At 42.7% G+C, this 19762-nt stretch carries 19 protein-coding genes; 15 read left to right on the forward strand and 4 right to left on the reverse strand.

What is annotated here, in order from left to right:
* The first annotated feature begins 33 nt into the window (after positions 1 to 33).
* On the forward strand, positions 34 to 897 hold the full coding sequence (locus AC4PHB_RS11015; RefSeq protein WP_492136472.1) for a VIT1/CCC1 transporter family protein: 864 nt from the start codon (positions 34 to 36) through the stop codon (positions 895 to 897).
* Positions 898 to 1013: 116 nt separating this feature from the next.
* Positions 1014 to 2666 carry a DEAD/DEAH box helicase gene (locus AC4PHB_RS11020; protein WP_492136473.1) on the forward strand — a complete coding sequence of 551 codons (1653 nt, stop codon included), beginning with the start codon at positions 1014 to 1016 and terminating at the stop codon, positions 2664 to 2666.
* Between the two features lie 33 nt (positions 2667 to 2699).
* On the opposite strand, the gene AC4PHB_RS11025 is transcribed toward AC4PHB_RS11020, so the two are convergent.
* The gene (locus AC4PHB_RS11025) at positions 2700 to 3311 is read right to left on the reverse strand and encodes a glycerol-3-phosphate acyltransferase (protein ID WP_492136474.1); all 612 of its coding nucleotides are present in this window, start codon (positions 3309 to 3311) and stop codon (positions 2700 to 2702) included.
* Positions 3312 to 3479: 168 nt separating this feature from the next.
* Here AC4PHB_RS11025 and AC4PHB_RS11030 point away from each other — a divergent pair, with 168 nt between their 5' ends.
* The 3 genes from AC4PHB_RS11030 to AC4PHB_RS11040 are packed head-to-tail and all read left to right on the forward strand — an operon-like array spanning position 3480 to position 6266.
* Complete coding sequence (locus tag AC4PHB_RS11030) at positions 3480 to 3695, forward strand: heavy-metal-associated domain-containing protein (RefSeq protein ID WP_492136475.1); 216 nt, start codon at positions 3480 to 3482, stop codon at positions 3693 to 3695.
* Positions 3696 to 3708: 13 nt separating this feature from the next.
* Positions 3709 to 5589 (forward strand): heavy metal translocating P-type ATPase, encoded by a 1881-nt coding sequence (locus AC4PHB_RS11035; RefSeq protein WP_492136476.1) that lies wholly within the window; start codon positions 3709 to 3711, stop codon positions 5587 to 5589.
* A 2-nt stretch (positions 5590 to 5591) separates the two neighbouring features.
* Positions 5592 to 6266 carry a Crp/Fnr family transcriptional regulator gene (locus tag AC4PHB_RS11040; protein WP_492136477.1) on the forward strand — a complete coding sequence of 225 codons (675 nt, stop codon included), beginning with the start codon at positions 5592 to 5594 and terminating at the stop codon, positions 6264 to 6266.
* Between the two features lie 45 nt (positions 6267 to 6311).
* Here the strand turns inward: AC4PHB_RS11040 and AC4PHB_RS11045 are convergent, their stop codons facing one another.
* Complete coding sequence (locus tag AC4PHB_RS11045; RefSeq protein ID WP_492136478.1) at positions 6312 to 6869, reverse strand: hemerythrin domain-containing protein; 558 nt, start codon at positions 6867 to 6869, stop codon at positions 6312 to 6314.
* 91 nt (positions 6870 to 6960) lie between these two features.
* On the opposite strand from AC4PHB_RS11045, the gene AC4PHB_RS11050 reads away from it, so the two are divergent.
* The 8 genes from AC4PHB_RS11050 to AC4PHB_RS11085 all read left to right on the forward strand — a co-directional run bounded on the left by AC4PHB_RS11050 (position 6961) and on the right by AC4PHB_RS11085 (position 15975).
* Complete coding sequence (locus tag AC4PHB_RS11050; protein WP_492136479.1) at positions 6961 to 8151, forward strand: anaerobic nitric oxide reductase flavorubredoxin; 1191 nt, start codon at positions 6961 to 6963, stop codon at positions 8149 to 8151.
* A gap of 96 nt (positions 8152 to 8247) precedes the next feature.
* Positions 8248 to 9366 carry a glycerate kinase gene (locus tag AC4PHB_RS11055; RefSeq protein WP_492136480.1) on the forward strand — a complete coding sequence of 373 codons (1119 nt, stop codon included), beginning with the start codon at positions 8248 to 8250 and terminating at the stop codon, positions 9364 to 9366.
* 16 nt (positions 9367 to 9382) lie between these two features.
* Positions 9383 to 10297, forward strand: a complete 915-nt coding sequence (gene mnmL, locus AC4PHB_RS11060; protein WP_492136481.1) for a tRNA modification radical SAM protein MnmL/YtqA — start codon at positions 9383 to 9385, stop codon at positions 10295 to 10297.
* Between the two features lie 89 nt (positions 10298 to 10386).
* Complete coding sequence (locus tag AC4PHB_RS11065; protein ID WP_492136482.1) at positions 10387 to 11346, forward strand: hypothetical protein; 960 nt, start codon at positions 10387 to 10389, stop codon at positions 11344 to 11346.
* 130 nt (positions 11347 to 11476) lie between these two features.
* A complete protein-coding gene (locus AC4PHB_RS11070) occupies positions 11477 to 12709 on the forward strand; it encodes a DUF438 domain-containing protein (RefSeq protein WP_492136483.1) in 1233 nt (410 codons plus the stop codon).
* 249 nt (positions 12710 to 12958) lie between these two features.
* The gene (locus tag AC4PHB_RS11075; protein ID WP_492136484.1) at positions 12959 to 13903 is read left to right on the forward strand and encodes an LCP family protein; all 945 of its coding nucleotides are present in this window, start codon (positions 12959 to 12961) and stop codon (positions 13901 to 13903) included.
* 30 nt (positions 13904 to 13933) lie between these two features.
* The gene (gene fni, locus AC4PHB_RS11080; RefSeq protein WP_492136485.1) at positions 13934 to 14944 is read left to right on the forward strand and encodes a type 2 isopentenyl-diphosphate Delta-isomerase; all 1011 of its coding nucleotides are present in this window, start codon (positions 13934 to 13936) and stop codon (positions 14942 to 14944) included.
* Between the two features lie 53 nt (positions 14945 to 14997).
* Entirely contained in the window at positions 14998 to 15975 is a 978-nt protein-coding gene (locus AC4PHB_RS11085) for a biotin--[acetyl-CoA-carboxylase] ligase (protein ID WP_492136486.1), read from the forward strand.
* Here AC4PHB_RS11085 and AC4PHB_RS11090 read toward each other — a convergent pair.
* Positions 15934 to 16485, reverse strand: coding sequence for a biotin transporter BioY (locus AC4PHB_RS11090; protein ID WP_492136487.1), 552 nt, complete (start codon positions 16483 to 16485; stop codon positions 15934 to 15936). The two genes, AC4PHB_RS11085 and AC4PHB_RS11090, sit on opposite strands and share 42 nt — an antisense overlap.
* Positions 16486 to 16667: 182 nt before the next feature.
* Here AC4PHB_RS11090 and AC4PHB_RS11095 point away from each other — a divergent pair, with 182 nt between their 5' ends.
* Entirely contained in the window at positions 16668 to 17558 is an 891-nt protein-coding gene (locus tag AC4PHB_RS11095; protein ID WP_492136488.1) for a DMT family transporter, read from the forward strand.
* 92 nt (positions 17559 to 17650) lie between these two features.
* Positions 17651 to 18706, forward strand: coding sequence for a magnesium/cobalt transporter CorA (corA, locus tag AC4PHB_RS11100; protein WP_492136489.1), 1056 nt, complete (start codon positions 17651 to 17653; stop codon positions 18704 to 18706).
* On the opposite strand, the gene AC4PHB_RS11105 is transcribed toward corA, so the two are convergent.
* Positions 18703 to 19563: a DMT family transporter gene (locus tag AC4PHB_RS11105; protein WP_492136490.1), complete on the reverse strand. Its 861-nt coding sequence runs from the start codon at positions 19561 to 19563 to the stop codon at positions 18703 to 18705. The genes corA and AC4PHB_RS11105 overlap by 4 nt on opposite strands.
* Positions 19564 to 19762 lie beyond the last annotated feature (199 nt).

Consider the following 19762-nt stretch of genomic DNA (forward strand, 5'->3'; position numbering starts at 1 on the left):
TGGTGATAGTACTAAATGAGGAGGCATATACATATGGACGACAAGACAAAGGAAAAGCTTTTGAAGGATCAACAGGATGAGACAACAGCCCATCACATATATAAAAAATTGGCAGAGACCGTTAAGGACGAGGCTAATAAGAAGATAGTCCTTCAGGTAGCTGATGATGAACTTTCTCACTATAAAAGACTTAGACAGGTTACCGGAAAGGAATTAAAGCCGGTAAAACTTAAGGTTGCTTTATCCTATTGGATGATAAGGATATTTGGTCTGACCTTTGGCATCAAGTTTCTTGAACGTAGCGAAGGGAAGGCAATCAGAAGCTACAAAGAACTGGACGAGACCCTGGCATTCATGGATGAGATAATCGAGGATGAGGAGAGGCACGAAGAAGAGCTTATATCGATGATCGATGAGGAAAAGCTAAACTATATGGGCTCCGTAGTGCTTGGACTTAACGATGCACTTGTAGAGCTTACCGGAGCTCTTGCCGGATATACCTTTGCATTCCAGAATACCAGACTGATCGCTTTGACCGGACTAATAACAGGAATTAGCGCATCTCTGTCAATGGCAGCAAGCGAATACCTTTCAACTAGACAGGAGGGCGGGGATGACGCACTGAAATCAGCCCTTTACACAGGCACAGCATACGTGTTTACCGTAATATTTCTGATACTGCCGTTTCTGTTTATACCTAACCCATTTATAAGCCTGGTGACTTCACTGTCCGTAGCAGTACTAATAATTTTCGTGTTCAACTACTATATATCAGTTGCAAAGGACTATGACTTTAAGAAAAGATTTGGAGAAATGGCTGCCATATCCCTTGGAGTGGCTGGGATATCATTTTTGATCGGGGTACTGGTCAAGCAATTTATCGGAATCGAGATATAACACCGAGTATATTCTTAGAAGCACCTTTATTTCTTTAATATGCAATATTTTCCTTGCAATTTAGGGAATTAAAGTATACACTATAAAGGTTAACAATAAGGAGGAATTTTGTTTTAATGGAAAATTTGAGATTTGAAGAAATGCAATTGTCAGAGGGCGTAAAGAAGGGAATCAAAGCCATGGGCTTTGAAGAAGCATCTCCAATACAGACCCAGGCCATACCTGTGCTTCTTGATGGCAGGGACATAATCGGACAGGCACAGACTGGTACCGGTAAAACTGCAGCTTTTGGGATACCCTTGCTTGAAATGTGCGACCCCCACGACAAGACTCTGCAGGCACTGATACTGTGTCCTACCAGAGAGCTGTCCATCCAGGTTGCTGAGGAGATAGGCAAGCTTGGAAAGTATATGAGGGGATTGAACATCCTCCCGGTTTACGGAGGGCAGCCGATAGACAGACAAATTAGAGCCCTCAAGAGCGGTGTCCAGATAGTAGTTGGAACACCGGGAAGGGTCATAGACCATATAAATCGAAGGACTTTGAAGCCTGGGACCGTCAAGTACATGGTGCTTGATGAGGCTGATGAAATGTTCGACATGGGCTTTAGAGATGATATTGAGTTGGTTATGAATACTCTTCCAACAGAGCGACAGACCATATTCTTCTCTGCCACAATGCCGGATGAAATCAGAAGGTTTGCAGCTAAGTATCAATCTGATCCAGAATTCATCAAGGTCGTACACAAGGAACTGACCGTTCCCAAGGTAGAACAGGCGTATTTTGAGCTGAAGTCCCACATGAAGACTGAGATACTAAGCAGACTGGTAGATATCTACAATCCTAAGCTGACCATCGTATTCTGTAATACGAAGAAGAAAGTGGACGAGCTTACTGCGGAGCTTCAGGGAAGAGGCTACTTTGCAGACGGACTCCACGGTGACTTGAAGCAGAGCCAGAGAGATACCGTAATGGGCAAATTCAGAAAGGGCACCATCGACATCCTTATTGCAACTGACGTTGCAGCAAGAGGACTTGACGTTGACGATGTAGACATGGTAATCAACTATGACATGCCGCAGGATGAGGAATACTATGTTCATAGGATCGGTCGTACTGCAAGAGCTGGAAGGGCTGGGAAAGCGTTCAGCTTTGTAGCGGGCAGGGAGATTTATAAGCTTAAGGACGTACAAAAGTATACCAAGACGACCATTGAGAGAAGGGATCTTCCGACTCTTAAGGATATTCAGGCACAGTATACAGAAAGCATAACTCAGAAAATCAGGGAGAGCCTTGATTCAGGAGATATTTCAAAATACTCGGGGATAATAGATACATTGCTTCAGGAGGAGTATAATTCCTTCGATGTGGCAAGCGCTCTATTGAAGATGTATGTTGAGGAAAACAAGCTGTTTGAAGGTCATGAAGAGCTTGAAATGGTCGATACAGGTAAAATGATGAGGACCTCCGACTCCAGAGACGGAAGAGACTCCGGCAGTAAACAGAAATATGCAGGAAACAGCACAAGACTTCACGTCAACCTGGGCAAGGAACAGGGCTTCAGTCCAAGACACCTACTTTCGGCAATATTCCAGGAGACGGGATTGTCCAAGAAGCTGATTGGGAACATAGACGTATATGATAAATTTACTTTTATGGAAGTTGACAGCGGTTATGCAGATGTAGTAATAGCTGGACTTAATGGCAAAAAGATCAAGGGTCTCAAGGTCAGAGTCGAAAGGGCAAGCGAAAAGAAGAAGAGAAAATAATAATTAACGGAGCTAATGATAGCTCCGTTTTTTTCAGTTTATTGTTCCTCTCAGGCCATTTTCCTCGCCCTTAGCAATCCTCTTGAGATTTGGAAGGTGCTTAAGGACGCTTTGGACGGTCATTCCCAGGGCAATCAGCATACAAAACAATCCAAAATCCATCACGAAGGTATATATGAGTATAAGTGCCAGCATAGCCATAGTTCCAATGACTATATAGTCAGTTGCTATTGTTATGACAAGAATTATAAGGATCGCAGCTATCCCGATCCTGTAATCCAGAGCTAATAGAAATCCCACCGTAGATGCAGTTCCCTTCCCACCCTTAAAGCCCATGAAAAATGGGTAATTATGTCCTAACACAACAGCTGCACCAGTCCAATAGCTGACAAGCGGGCCAGCAGCAATGACTTCCTGTGGGAATAAGGCTCTTACCAGAATAACAGCTGCAACAGCCTTAAGAATATCCAATATGGCTACTGCGACTCCGTACTTCCACCCCATAGACTGTACTGCGTTGGACGCTCCTGCATTTCCGTGGCCTAGAGTCCTAATGTCTATTCCTCTGAATACTCGGCCAAAAATATAAGCGAACTGAAGGCAGCCTATAAAATATCCTACAATAGCCATTAAAAGGTAGCTCATATATATCCCATCCTTTCAAAAATATTATAGCATAATATTTGGAAGCACTTAAGAATGGATTTTTGCAAAATTGATAGTGAGTTCAGTATAAATTTTGACCCAGGTCAAAGAAATAAGTCGAACCAGCTGGTACAATGTAGATAATAGAAAAACAAGGAGGAGATCAAAATGATCAAGAAAACATATCAATTGGATACACTAACCTGTCCATCATGCACCATGAAGCTGGAGGGGATGCTTAAACAAACAGAGGGAGTACAAGAATACGAGGTGTTTTTCAACACATCAAAGATCAAGCTGACCTACGATGAGAATGTTGTAGATTCGGAAACAATAAAGAATAAAATTGCTAGATTGGGTTTCGAGGTATTAAAGGAAAAATAGGAGTGTGAGGGAAATGCCAAAGCTAAATAAGAAAAACAAGGTCTTACTGGCAGCTGCCCTTGTTTCCGTATCTTTTATCCTTAAGGAGCTTATGGGCTATGCTACCTTGACTATAATATTTATGCTTGCAACTACAGCCGTTGCAGGGATACCGATTTTTAAAAAAGCCTTTGAGGCACTTAAGTATAAAATCGTAGGGATAGATGCCCTGGTTACGATCGCTGTTACCGGAGCGCTTTTTATCGGAGAATATTGGGAGGCTGCGGCTGTTACCTTCCTTTTTATGTTTGGTGACTACCTTGAGTCAAGAACTATAGAAAAAACAAGGTCATCTATAAAGGCACTTCTGGATCTTGCTCCGGACATAGCAAGGGTTATTCGTGAGGGTATGGAGGTTGAGATTGACCCTGAGGATGTCATTGAAGGCGACATCGTAATAGTAAAGCCTGGAGAAAAGATTTCAGTGGACGGCACGATAATCGAGGGAAATGCATATGTCAATCAAGCCGCGATCACGGGAGAGTCTCTGCCATTAAGCAAGACAGTCGAGGATGGAGTTTTTTCGGGAACCATCGTGGAATCAGGCTACCTGAAAATAAGAGCTGACAGAGTTGGAGACGACACAACTTTTGCCAGGATATTGGAGATGGTTGAGGAAGCTCAGGATAAGAAAGCCAAGACACAGAAATTCCTGGAAAAATTCTCGCGATATTACACTCCGGGGATCATAGTCCTTGCAGCTGCATTATACCTGTTTACCAGAGATTTGGTGCTTTCGCTTACACTTCTTGTAATAGCTTGTCCAGGAGCACTGGTGATCTCTACTCCCGTTTCGATAGTTGCGGGCATTGGAAATGGCGCCAAGCATGGAGTCCTCGTTAAGGGCGGTGAAATAATGGAAAAGCTTGGAACAATAAAGGTCCTTGCCTTTGACAAGACCGGAACCTTGACGATAGGGAAGCCTACCGTAACTGAAGTGACAGCCTTTGATATTGATAAGAATGAGCTTTTAAGAATAGCGGCAATTGGTGAGGGCTATTCAGAGCATCCCTTGGGCAGAGCAATAATCACCTATGCAAAAGAGCAGCTGGGATTAATAGAAGGTCAGCCGGAGGAAGCAGAAATGGTTACTGGACAGGGGATCCGTGCTAAAATAGAAGGGAAGGAATATCTCCTGGGCAATAGAAAGCTCTTCAATGATAATGGGTATGATCTGGATAAGTACGAAGCACTTCTTCATTCTGAGGAGGACAAGGGACAAACAGCAGTAATAGTTGGGTCAGAAGGAAATGTATTGGGTATCATAGCCATAGCTGATGTGGTTCGTGAGGATGCAAAGCGTCTGATAAAGAATCTAAAGGATCAAGGCATCAGGAAGGTTGTTATGCTTACAGGTGACAATGAAAGAGCTGCAAGGGCAATAGCCAAAGAGCTTGAGCTCGACGAATACTACGCAGAACTTCTTCCACAGGACAAGGTAAGGGTATTGATGGAGCTTCAGGAAAAATATGGACCCGCAGGAATGGTTGGTGACGGTGTCAATGATGCACCCGCACTCGCATCTGCAGAGCTGGGTATTGCAATTGGAGGTGCCGGAAAGGATGTCGCCATGGAAACTGCCGATGTAGTTCTAATGAGCGAGGAAATCAGAAAGCTTTCCCACGCTATCGGACTCAGCAGGGCAACGGTAAGTAATATGAAGCAAAACATTTACTTTGCGATTGCTGTGGCAGCGCTGCTATTAATGGGAGTTTTAGTCAAGACTGTGAACCTATCCTTTGGGATGCTTGTTCACGAAATGAGCGTCCTTCTGGTAATCATAAATGCAGTAAGACTTCTGGGTTTTGGGGATAGAGGAATGAGCAGGAAAAAGGTACTTCAGACAGGAGAATGATCATGAAATGTAATTGTGGTGAAAGAGGACAAAACTGTATAGAAATGGTCCCGATATTCAGCAGTCTTACAAAGGAGGAGATGTTTGAGATTGCAATGATAACCACTGAGAAAGCGGTGGATAAAGGAGACACCATCTACTCTGCTGGATTTCTTACAGACAGCCTCTACGTCATCCACAAGGGAAGGGTAAAGATAGTAAGGCTCAATGAATCAGGTAAGGAGCAGATAATAAGAGTGCTTGGTCCTGGACAGTTTATTGGAGAGCTCGCCATCTTCAATCGGGAGCCTGCATCAGACAGCGCCATAGCTCTCGAGAAGACAATAATGTGCAAGATAGACGGTCAGGACATCAAAGGGCTTATGGCTAGATTTCCTTCGATAGCCTTCAAAATATTGGAGGAGCTGAGCCAAAGGCTTCAAAAAGCCGAGACCCTTGTGGAGGACATAAGCCTTTCATCCGTTGAAAGACGTATAGCCAAGAGTATCCTTCAGATGGAAACAGAAGACATTATTCAGCTTCAGATGAGTAAGGGAGATTGGGCATCACATCTTGGAATGAGTCAGGAGACACTTTCAAGAAAGCTTACAGCCTTTCAGGATCATGGTTTGATAGAACTGGTTGGACATAGAGGGATAAGGGTCATAGACCGCGAGGGCCTTGAGGATATACAGTAGATAAAACAAAAAAAGCCCCGAGAAAAAAGGGGCTTTTAATGTACACTAATTGAGATACTTATCCTCCAGAGTCTTCAAACTGGATAGATAATGCTCCTGGATCCCATCTTCTATAGCCTTGTTTTCAACGATATCACAGTCTGCATCGATTTTTCCCTTTGTTTCCTGGCTGAGCATGTTTTGAGCGAATCTGTAAAGAGCTGTATTCTCCTTCTCGATATGTCTGTCAAGAAGGTCAGCATAGGCTATGGCATTGGCGATAATATCAAGCCTTGCCCTGTCTTCTCCAGCTTTAAATGCTTCGACTCCCTTTAGAAGGTTTGCGATAAACAATCTCCCCTGGTCGTGCTCAATATACATGCCAGTTATAGCACCTGATTTGGCAAGCTTCTGGATTTCGGAGTTCATCGCTTCAAACAGGATGTCCTCTTCTTTTCCATGGTGAAGCTTATCTGCATAATTCTTGATAAATTCTGTGACGGGTACAAAGTCCTCAAGACTAAAGTCCCCATTTGTCATGACCCTGTAGGAGATTTCTCTAACTACCTTAAGAATTCTTCGAATATTCTCGTGCTCCTTAACCATAATATCAATTGATTTCACAGTATCACCCCGTATATTTGATCGTATTGATGTTACCCAATATATAATGGGTATAACAATAGAGTAATAAAAAAAATGAGGAGGTTTTGTTATGAGCTTTAAAATGACAGAAAAGGTCACCTGGGTAGGCAAAATCGACTGGGAGCTGAGACGTTTCCATGGGGACGAGTACTCAACTGATAAGGGTACCTCCTACAACTCCTATCTTATCAGAGACAAAAAGACCGTACTTATCGACACAGTTTGGGAGCCTTATGCTCATGAATTTATCGCAAATTTAAAAAAAGAGGTCGACCTTAAGGAGATCGATTACATCATAGCTCAGCACGGTGAAAGCGACCACAGCGGTGCTCTTTCTCTGCTGCTCAAGGAGATCCCTGGAACACCTGTATACTGTACAAAGAATGGAAGGAAGATATTGGAAGGCCACTATCACGAGGACTGGAACTTCGTAGAGGTAAAAACAGGAGATACGCTTGAAATCGGAGATTCAACATTAACCTTTGTTGAAGCAAGGATGCTACACTGGCCAGATAGTATGATGACCTATATGAGCGGGGACAATATTCTTTTCTCCAACGACGCCTTTGGCCAGCATTATGCATCTGAGTTTATGTACAACGACAAGGTTGATCAATGTGAGCTTTATGTTGAAGCCCTTAAATACTACGCAAACATACTGACTCCATTCAGCAAGCTTGTGACCATGAAGATCAATGAGGTATTAAGCTTCAACCTCCCACTAAACATGATAGCGACTTCACACGGTATAATATGGAGGGACGATCCTGCACAGATAGTCCATAAATACCTTGAATGGGCAAATGATTATCAGGAAAACCAAATATCCCTGGTATATGACTCCATGTGGCATGGTACCAGACGTATGGCAGAGGCTATTGCAAAGGGTATCCGTGAGGAGGATCCGGAGGTTGCAGTTAAGCTGTTCAACGCTGCGATCACTGACAAGAATGACATTATAGCTGAGATATTCAAGTCAAAAGGAGTCCTTTTCGGATCATCAACTGTGAACAAGAGTATACAGCATGCTGTCGGCGGGATACTGGATATGATCAGGGGGCTCGACTTTAAGAAGAAGAAGGCATCCAGCTTCGGCTCCTACGGCTGGAGCGGGGAATCAGTACAGATCCTATCTGATAGACTGGAAGCATCGGGCTTCGAAATAGTCCAGCCGGGAATAAAGGCTCTTTGGAATCCGGATGAAGCGGCAAAAACTGAGTGCTTCGAATTCGGAAAGAGCTTCGCAAAAAGCTTCAAATAAGTAATTCAAAGACGGGATCTGATCCCGTCTTTTTAGTGTAAGAAACAGTTTATTGGGGTAATATGTCCTCATAGTGAAAAGAGAGGGCTTGGTAATATGAAGATAGTAGTAGCTCCATGCGGGATACGCGACAGGATGACGCCAATGGAAATGGTAAGCTATATAGAGAAGGGAATAAGAAAAGCAGCCCCTGAGGCAGAGATAAAATCCTATCCTCTTCTAAGGGGAGATGATCCACTTGAGCAGCTGGCCGCCTTCGGCGGAACACTTATGGAAGCCTCTGCCACCGATCCATTAGGCAGAGCGATCAAAGCAAGCTATGGAGTCTTTCGGGATAAATATGCTGTGATAGATTTAAAACAGGCATCAGGTCTTAGAAGACTTACTGAAGATGAAAGGAATCCGCTTCTCACATCTACATTTGGGACTGGAGAGCTCATCCTGGATGCTCTTGACCGTGGATTGAGGGACTTTTTCATATTTACGAAGGGAACCTCGACGAATGATGGGGGGATAGGAATCCTCTCTGCCCTTGGATACAGATTCCTTGGCAGTGATGGCGAATCTGTATCCTTAAGCGGTAAGGGGTTGTACTCCATTAGATCCATCGACGAGAAATCAACGGATGAAAGACTAAAGGAGTGCAGATTTACTCTTGTTACAGATTATATAAACCTATACTCTGGGGTACGTGGAATAGCCTATGGCTACGGTCCATTAAAGGGTGCAAACCCGCTTATGATACAATCCCTTGACAGAGGGTTGAGGAACTATGCCATAGAGGTTGAAAAAGCTACCGGGGTAGATGTTGAAAAAACAAGAGGTACAGGAGCAGGAGGGGGAACTGGTGCGGGACTTGTAGCATTTTTGAAAGCTGATATAATATCCTTTGTAGAAGCCTTCAGGATCATGACGGGAGTGGACGACGAGATCAGGTCGGCTGGATTAGTTATAACCGGTGCTGAAAAGGCAAGTAGCTCAGAAAAACTCCACAAGGGCATGATGACGGCTGCGCAGATGAGCCAGAGAAACCACGTTCCATTAGTGGGGATATTCGGATATCTTGATGACGACTATAATGAACTATATAACAGAGGCTTCTCGGGAATTTATGCTTTATTCAACGATAGAAATCCATCTGATATCCAGTGGGATAAAGCAGGGATGCTTCTGGAAAAAATGTCAGAGGCTGTAGTGCAGCTTACAATGGAATGAATGGAGAGCAAAATAGATGGACGGGAAAAGATATAACAATCTAAGCTCAGAGCTTAGAAGAGTATTTGGAGAAAAAGTGGCAAAGCTTGCTATCGACGGAGGATTTACATGCCCTAACAGAGATGGCAGGCTTGGAAACAGAGGCTGTATTTATTGCGGTGAAAGCGGTGCTGGCGAGTTTACCTATAAAAGAGTATCTGTTTCAGATCAGATCAGATGCCAAATCAAAGACGGTTATGAAAAGTGGCGAACTACCACACACATTGCATACTTTCAGTCCTTCACGAATACCTATGCTCCTTTGGATAGGCTGAAGGAGTTATATGAGGAAGCTCTAAAGAATCCAGGGATAGTAGGTCTTGCTATAGCCACAAGACCTGACTGCCTTCCTGATGAGGTTTTGAATTATCTTGAAGAGCTTAGTAAAAGAACATACCTTTGGATCGAGCTTGGACTTCAATCTATCCATCAAGATACTGCGAGCTTGATACGAAGGAGATACCCACTGTCTGTTTACGATGAAACGATTGAAAAATTAAAGAAAAGGAAGCTCAAGACAGTAACTCACCTTATACTTGGACTGCCAGGGGAAACCAGTGAGAAAATGCTTGAATCAGTGGAGCATGTGGCTAAAACCGGAACATGGGGGATCAAGCTTCACTCGTTGTACATCCAAAGGGATACCGACCTTTACGGATTATATAAGAAAGATCCATTCCCAATAATGGATAAGGAAGAATACGTCAGAATTGTTTCGGAGGCCTTGACACTACTTCCAGAGGATATGGTCATCCATAGAATAACCGGGGATGGAGATAAAAGTCTTTTGTACAAGCCTGAATGGAGTGCTGATAAGCTTGGAGTTATTTCGTCGATCGATAAGTATATGAAGGAAAATGACATAAAGCAGGGGTGCCGATTCAAATTGTAATTATATTGTAAAGACTTTCCTAAAGGGAGGTCTTTTTTAGTGGGTATACTATGAGTATAGGGTAAAACCTGATTAAGGGAGGTGCAGATATGAAAAAGAAAGCTGTGATTTTTCTGGTGTTCGTATTGGTCCTGACTGTAGCTTTTGCAGGCTGCAAAAAGAAAGATGAACCGGTCGAGGAGCCAAACACACCACCTGTGCAGCAGCCGGTCGAGGAAGCAGAAGAGGATGAAAAGAAGGCTATAATGGATGGTTTTAATGAGCTGATCAGCAAAGATCCACACGTGCTTGATATAAAGGAGTATATCCAAGAAAATATTGCAAAGCTGGGTCCTTTAGAAGTTAGCACCATGGTGGATAACCTGGAAACAGCATTGAAAAAAGGCTTGAATGGCCTGAGAACAGAAATCGGTTCTATAGATAAGGATAATGAGCTAGTTGAGCTTATTGGTCAGGATCTGTTCCTTAAGGAAGACATGATCGATGACATCAAGAACACAGAGCTAAAAGAATTAATAACCAAGGCCTACAATGGACATTACAAGCTGATGTCAACTGAAGGGATGGTAGAGCCTGTAATAGATTACAGCTCATTGCTTCAATACGAAGATAAGATGACTGATGAATGGAAGGAATACATCCAGCTAATGGCTGAAGATTCTGACTCGCCGCCGTATCTTGATGGCTCGCTGCTGATAAGCTTTGATGAGCTTGGTGACAGGATCATTAAGCTGGAAAGTTACATGAACAGATACATTTCAGGCCCAAGACATGAGGAGCTTGTAGACATTTATGAGCAAAGACTGACGGCTTTCATGAAGGGACTTCCTAACTCTCCTCTTGCAGCATATGATAATAATATTATCTTTGAGAATATATACAAAGCCTATGAATCATTCGGGGCTAATGATGGCTTAGTTTCCACCGGCTTTGTTTACGATTATATGACTGCGATAAGAGATAATGGAATGAAGGTTGACAGTAGTATTTTGAAGCTGGCTGACGAGTATATACAGGAAGCCGTTAGGATAATGAAGGAGTTTAAGTAATCGACGAGTGAATAGCGAGCCGTCTCTGGACATTCAGAGGCGGCTTGCTTATGAAATATTTTAAAAGTTGTCGGGTTTTTAATGCAATTTGAATGGGTAGATATAGATGAATATGTTTAGGAGGGATAATATGAGCGAATTGATTGACAATAGACGTAATCAGATGACAGATGACGAGAGGCAGGAGAAGCTAAAAGAGGTGATCCAGGAGCTGCACGCCGGGAAGACTGTTGAGGAGGTCAAGGCAAAGTTTGCTGATGTAATTGCAGGAGTATCTCCTGTTGAAATCTCGAGACTGGAGGTACAGCTAGTAAAGGATGGACTTCCCATAGAGGAGATCCAGAATCTGTGTGATGTACATGCAGAGGTATTCAAGGGCTCGCTCGATGAGTACCATCATCCTGAGGAGGTCCCAGGACATCCTGTATACACAATGAAGCAGGAGAACGAAGCTTTAAGAGCATTGATGAAAGTAGGCTTGAGAAGTGATCTGGATGCCTTCAAAGCAGATCCTACTGATGATAACAGGTTCAAGCTGCTTGAAAGTGTAAATCTGTTCTACGATATAGATAAGCACTACAGTAGAAAGGAAAACCTAATATTCCCATTCCTCGAGGCTGCAGGGGTAACTGCTCCTCCAAAGGTCATGTGGGGAGTGGACGATGAAATAAGGCAGAAGATCAAGGATGCAAAAAAAGCGTTAGTCGAATTCTCCGGAGATGTAAAAAATGTAGAGGAAAAACTAAATGCTGCAATAGTTCAGGCCGGTGAAATGATCTTCAAGGAGGAGAGCATATTATTCCCAATGTGTCTTGAAACCTTGTCAGAGGACGAGTGGATCAAGGTCTATGAGGGTTCGGACGAAATCGGTTATACGTTGATACCACCACAAAAGGAATGGGAGCTTAAGAGGGTCAACGTAATCAGGAAGGAGCAGGATAAGGGAATAACTGAAAGCGGCTTTATCAGATTTGACACTGGGGTACTTTCATCAAAAGAACTGAATCTCATGTTGAACCATATGCCTGTAGACTTTACCTTCGTCGACAAGGATAACGTGGTAAAATATTTTTCAAACGGAAAAGAAAGGATATTTGCAAGGACTAAAGCAATTATTGGAAGGACAGTTGAAAATTGCCATCCTCCAAAGAGCGCACATATAGTCGAGAAACTGGTTGAGGATCTGAGAACAGGTAAGAAGGATTCAGAGAGCTTTTGGATCCAGATGGGCGATAGATTCGTAGTCATATCCTACTATGCAGTGAGAGATGAGAATGGTGAGTTTATGGGTACACTCGAGTTCAGCCAGGATATTGCACCATTGAGAGCGCTTGAGGGCGAGAAGCGACTCATGTCGGAATAGACAACTTCCCCGGGTACACCCGGGGATCGTTATTTTTGGGGAATAATCACCTGCCGGATGTTCGTGATGAGCGAGATCTTATCAATGCTTGATGATCCATGAGCTGCGCTCAGCATAAAAGAATGATGCTGCAATATGTGCCGGACCAATTGTATCCAAATTGTAACCCCATAGTTGCCATAAGTAATTGTAATCCCACCTCTTTTATAGTATTATTTATTATAGCTATTTATATGAATGAGGTGTAACATGAAAAGACTATTTATAACGGCTTTCCTGGTTTCTATCGTCGTATTCGGCCTGTTTTACGGCTTTCTTGGAGATACTATCTTCGAGAATGAGCCCGTGTCAGCAGAGACACCGTCACCTTCTGACGAGGATCCAGTATCTGAGGAGCCGGCAGAGCCTGAAAAAAATGATATAGTATTCCTCCTTATGGGCGTAGATGCAAATGACGTTGCCAAGTCCAAGGGAACAAGGACGGACACGCTTATGCTTACAAGGGTGAATCTTGACACTGGGAAAATAAGCATCATGTCAATCCCAAGGGATACCAGGACAACAGTTAATGGTAAAAAAGACAAGATTAATGCAGCTCACGCATACGGAGGTGCAGAAGCAGCTCTTGAAGCAGTTGAGGAATTGCTGGGACTAGATCTTGAGTACTATGTTAAGGTCGACTACCAGATAGTGAAGGACGTTGTCAATGCCATTGGAGGAGTTACCGTCGAGGTACCCTTCAATATGAGATACAGTGATCCGACAGCTGATCCTCCTTTAAAGATCAACATTGATAAGGGCTTGCAGACCCTGGATGGGAAGAATGCCCATGATTTTCTTCGTTTCAGACACAACAACGACATGACCGTTGGATACCCTGACGGAGATGTTGGAAGAACTAAGACACAGCAGTACTTCATGAAGGAGCTTGTGAAGCAGACGATCACTCCAAAAAACCTGCTGAAGCTTCCTAAGCTTGTTGAAACCTTCTTCGACAATGTTGAGACAAATATTCCTTTAAAGCTTATGCTTAAAGGTGCTCTTGCGGCAAATAAGATCGATGTAGAAGCAATGGAAACTGCAACGCTCCCTGGAGCTGGAGGATATATCGGTGAAATCAGTTACTTCCTTCATGATGCAGAGGCCACAGATCAGCTTGTTAAGTCGATGTTCGGAGATTATTCTCCTGAATAACGAACCCCGAACTTTAAAAGAGGTGTAAAAATGCGAAGGGTCAGAAAGAAAGAACATATCGAGAACTATTTGAAAACCTCCTTCAAGGGGGACACCTTGATGGGAGATGTTTATTTATCCCATAATTCACTTCCCGAATTGAATTTTGACCAAATCGATACCAGCACTGGATTTCTTGGCAAGAGAATGGATTATCCGATATTGATAAATGCAATGACCGGAGGATCAGAATTCACCCAGGAGATAAACAAGGACCTTGCTGCACTTGCAAGGGAGCTTAGGATTCCTATGGCCGTAGGATCACAAACCATAGCGCTTGACGACGACAGCGCCATGGAATCATTCCATATCGTCAGAGATGTTATAGGACCTGATGGTATTGTAATCAGTAACCTGAGCGGACTTGCAACTGTTGAGGAAGCCAAGAGAGCTATTGAGATGGTTGACGGCGATGCTCTCCAGCTGCACCTTAATCTGGCTCAGGAGCTTGTAATGGAAGAAGGCGACAGGGATTTCAGGGGTGTTCTAAGGAACATCGAGGTAATTGTTAAAGAAATCGACAAACCTGTAATCGTTAAGGAGGTAGGCTTTGGAATATCTCTTGATGCAGCCTCAAGATTATATGATGTAGGAGTAAGATATATAGATGTATCCGGTTTTGGTGGAACGAACTTTATTGAAATTGAAAACCTTAGGAATAACGAATACGACTATACAGATTTGTATTCATGGGGTATCCCAACTGCAGCATCACTTATCCAGTGCAGGAGACTGCCTCAGGACTTAAAGCTTATATCCAGCGGGGGTATAAGGACAAGTATGGACGTAGTCAAGTCTATTGTCCTTGGAGCTGATATCGCAGCTATCAGTGGAGAGCTGCTTGCTTATCTGGTACATGGGGGTTATGCAAATGCAATGGAGTACCTTGAGGGAACCATCCATAAACTCAAGATACTTATGATGCTCCTAGGCAAGAAGAATATTGAGGCGCTTAAGAACACAGATTACAAAATCACCGGTAAATTGAAGGATATAATTTAACAGAAGGCTCTTTTATGGAGCCTTTTTTTACATACAAATAGGAGGAAGGATATATGAAGCATAAAATCATAGACAGACTCCATAAGGAAGAGGGATTCATATCAGGGGAAAAGCTTTCTGAGGAGTTTGGGTTATCAAGGACAGCCATTTGGAAACATATCAATTCCCTAAAAGAAGATGGATATGACATTGAATCAGTGACAAGAAAGGGTTATCGACTTCTGTCATCACCAGATATCATCAACTATGACGAGGTCAAAGGGGAGCTGACAGCATCTATAATCGGGAAGAAGCTCATTCATTTTCAAAGCATCGGCTCAACAAATGATAAGGCAAAGGAATTGGCAGGCCAATCAGAGGAGGGTACTGTTATTGTTGCTGAAGAACAGACCTCTGGAAAGGGCAGACTTGGACGAAGTTGGTCATCTCCCGGAAGAAAAGGCATATACGCGTCAATTATCCTGAAGCCTGACATGGAGCCATCTAATGCGGCTAAATTGACACTACTGGGAGCAGCCGCAGTGGCACTTGCTCTTGAGGATTGTGGTATCGAGGCATTGATCAAGTGGCCTAACGATATAATTATAGGCAGGAAGAAAGCTGCGGGAATACTTACAGAAATGAGCAGCGAGCTAGGCATAGTCAATTTCATCATTTTAGGTATTGGCATCAACGTAAACCAGAGCGTTGAAGAGTTCCCACCTGAGCTAGCGGACAAAGCAACCTCCTTAAAGATAGCTTCAGGCAAGGCTATCCAGAGAAAGCACCTTATAGCTCAGGTATTAAACAGGCTTGATGAGCTTTATGTCCAGTTTAAGGAAACAGGAGACATTGACAAGGCTTTAGAAATATGCAGGAATAGATCTGCAGTGATCGGCAAGGATATAGTAGTAGTTCAGGGAAGAAAGCAAAGACCTGGTCATGCGGTCAGCATCAATCATGATGGTGAGCTCATGGTAAGATTTGAAGAAGGGCTGGAGCAGGTAATCTCAGGCGAGGTCTCGATCAGAACTGAGAATGGATATATTTAATCTTTTCCCTAGATGTGCGGCGATAATCAGCTTAATCAGGTCTCCAGGAAGAAATGCAATAACTCCTATCTGAAGTATTTTTTCAAGTGAAAGCCCGCTGCCCATAATATAGTTTAGAATGAAGGCCATGTATGGGAGCCCAAATACATATATAACCAGTGTACCTACTGCACCAGCGGCTAGGTAACTTAAATACCCCTTTGCTTTTTTGGACATGATTCCAACAGCGTAGGCACCTGCCACAAATCCAACTAGAAAACCAAAGGATGGCTTAAGAACTGATTGGACCCCTCCAGAGAAGCCTGCAAAAATTGGAAGTCCGACTAAACCAAGAGCTATGTAGACAAGCTGCGCCAACGCAGCTTTTTTTGCGCCCAGGACATAACCCGACACCAAAACGAATAGGGTTTGAAGAGTTAATGGTACTGGGCCTAAGGGAATTGAAACAAAGGCTCCGATAGCCGTAAGTGCTGCAAACAGTGATACTAGCGTAAGATCTCTGGTTCTCAAGTCGATTCCTCCCATAATTGTCAACCTTAACTTATAAATATAGTTTACAATTACTCTGACAAAAATGCAAGAAAAAACATAACTATGGAAGTAAAATACAAAAGTAAGGATCCTGAGATACATGAAAAGTGTATTGTTTAATGTTTTACTCTGGGATATAATCTTATCCGGAGGAGATTTAGATGAACGATAAAAAATCATTGTTGGCAGACCTTTCCCTGTTGGCTGTTGCAGCTATCTGGGGCTCAAGCTTTGTGGTTACCAAGAGTACACTTGACCACATAACACCCTTTTACCTTCTGGCCTTCAGATTCACAATAGCAACTGTGTTACTGGGAGTTATATCCTTCAAGAGACTTAAAAGAGCCAAAACATCAGATATCAAGGCAGGACTGATTATTGGGGTCAGCATGCTGCTGGGATTTTTGCTGCAGACTATTGGATTAATGAAAACTACAGTGGGTGTCAATTCATTTATTGTAAGTGCGAATGTAGTAATGGTACCTTTTTTTTACTGGCTGCTTACTAAGAGGAGACCTGACAATTACGAGACCTTTGGGGCAATAATGTGCTTTATAGGGATAGGGGTGCTGAGCCTCGATGGGAATCTGAGACTTGGATTTGGAGAACTTCTATCACTTGCAAGTGCGTTGTTTTTTGCTCTTCAGATTGTTGCTGTCGGCCATTTTTCAAAAGGATCTGACGTATTTGTGATCTCAACAGTCCAGATAGCCTTTGCAGCAGTAGCTTCATTGGTCCTTGCAACCATCTTTGAGCCAAAGATAACCACATTCAATCCTGATATGGCGATCTCAATAGTCTATCTGGCTGTTTTCAGCTCTATGATAGCATTTCTTCTTCAAAACATTGCTCAAGCCCATACCTCATCTACACATGCAGCCATAATCTTCAGCACAGAGGCATTGTTTGGCAGTATAATGGGGGTCATATTCCTCAAGGAGACTATTACGCTTAAGTTTCTAATTGGATGTATTGCTATACTAGTATCGGTTATTATAAGTGAGGTAAAACCAAATCCATCAAAGCTTAAAAGACAAAAGACTCCTGCTTAGGAGTCTTGTATTTTTCCCGTATGATTTTCGAATGGCAGATAATTGAAATTAAATGATATAATTGCAGTAGCAAGGGTTTGGAGGGATCAAACATGTCTAGGGAAACCAAAAATCTATCAGTTACTGCGAACAAACCGCCAGGTTCGCTCATATACACAGGTAAAGGCGAGAAACAAAATCAGAGATTGGTTCTTACTGTTTATAATGATGAAATTCTTGAAAGACGGGAGATAAAATCTGCTAAAGAACTCCTTGATGAAAGTAGGGATGTAGTTAAATGGCTTGACATCATTGGAATAGCCAATACTGAGACCGTTAATGATATTTGCAGGGATTTAAATATCCACCCTCTTGCCCAGGAGGATATACTTAACACCTCTCAATATCCGAAGGCCGAGGAATACGATAGCTTTCTCTTCATGGTCACAAAAAATATCTTCTTTGATGAGGATGAAGCACTGGATACTGAACAGATTTGCCTGGTCCTCTTTGATGATACAGTCGTCACATTTCAGGAGTACGATAGTGACAGCTTCCAGTACATACACCAAAGGCTTGAGGAAGGAAAGACTCTAAGAAAAAACGGTTCGGACGATCTTGTATATGCACTGATAGACTCCATAGTTGACAATTACTTTATTGTTCTTGAAGCAATAGGAGAAGAAATTGATGAGGTCGAGGATCAGCTGCTTGAAAAGCCAGAAAAGGAAGTTTTGAACAGAATATATCATCTAAAAAGAGAGCTTATCTTTTTCAGGAATATCCTTTGGCCAACAAGAAACCTCGCCAGCGAACTGGCGAGGGGAGAATTTGAAGCAATAGACCAGAAGACCATAATTTACTTCAGGGATGTTTACGACCACGTTATCCAAATGATAGACATAGTTGAAACCTATAGAGATATATGCTCAGGAATGCTCGACACCTACCTTTCCAGCATAGGCTACAAAACCAATGAGGTAATGAAGATCCTTACAGTATTCTCAACTATTTTTATTCCGCTGACTTTCCTGGCAGGAGTATATGGTATGAACTTTAAATACTTCCCTGAGATCGATTTGAGGTTCGGTTACTTCGGGTTCTGGGGAGTTTCGGCACTTATCACGATATTTATGCTGAGGTTCCTACGCAATAAGGGATGGCTTTAGGCCTTTGCAACCAAATAAGCACCAAACAATACCCCTGCGCCGCCTGCTAACTGCCAAATAGTCAAGTATTGCTGAAGCATTACAGCTGACAATACCACAGTATAAACCGCCTCCGTCAAACTAATGATGGAGGTTTTTGTTGGCCCTATGTACTCCATTCCTTTGAAAAAGGTTATCATGGCGATCACTGAGCAGACAAGAGCTATTCCGACGATCCATAACCATGTGGATGGTTCGAAATCTAGACTGAATCCACCGGAGAGAGATCCAATCAAGAAGGTACCAAATGCTGAGAACAATACTATATAAGCGCTTGCAGTGACAGCAGGGACTCTCTTTATAAGCTTGTTGCTGGCAACAATATAAAAAGAATAAACCAGGGATGCCAAAAGTGCAAACCCAACTCCACGAATATCAACAGAACCCATAGAGGTACCCATAACCAGCACCAAGCCAAGTGAGGCAATGACAATAGATGCTGCCAATCTGAGTGAAGGCTTTTCCTTATCGACAAAATATGTAATTATACTTACCAACACCGGATAGGTGTAAAGGAACATGCTGGCTATTGCAGGAGTTATATACTGAAGCGCCATGAAGAAGAATCTACTTTGAAGCGTATAGCCGAATACCCCAAGAAGAAAAAACTTAAATAGTGTACTCCTGTCAAGTTTTACATTATATCCTTTTAGCTTCAGATATCCGAAAAACACCACGGTAGCCAGTGTAAATCTTATTAAAAGCAATGTGCTGGCATCCGCTCCTCCATCATATGCAAAAACAATAAAAATTGGTAGAAAGCTGAAGGCAAGTGCCGAGGCGAGTACAAGGAAGACCCCCTTCAAATAATTGTTCATTCTGTATGACCCCCCAAATATTATGAATCAATTATACAATGGAAAGATTTGTAATACAACTCATTCGGGGGTATATAGCGGCAGCGCTTTTTAGGATAATAAATTATCTAAGAAAGTAGTTGAACAAATGTAAACAAGGTGTTATTATAATAATAGGTACACTACCGATACAAAGTTAAAGTGTAACGATACAATAAAG

The sequence above is a fragment of the Gudongella sp. QWL-04 genome, from assembly GCF_058683975.1.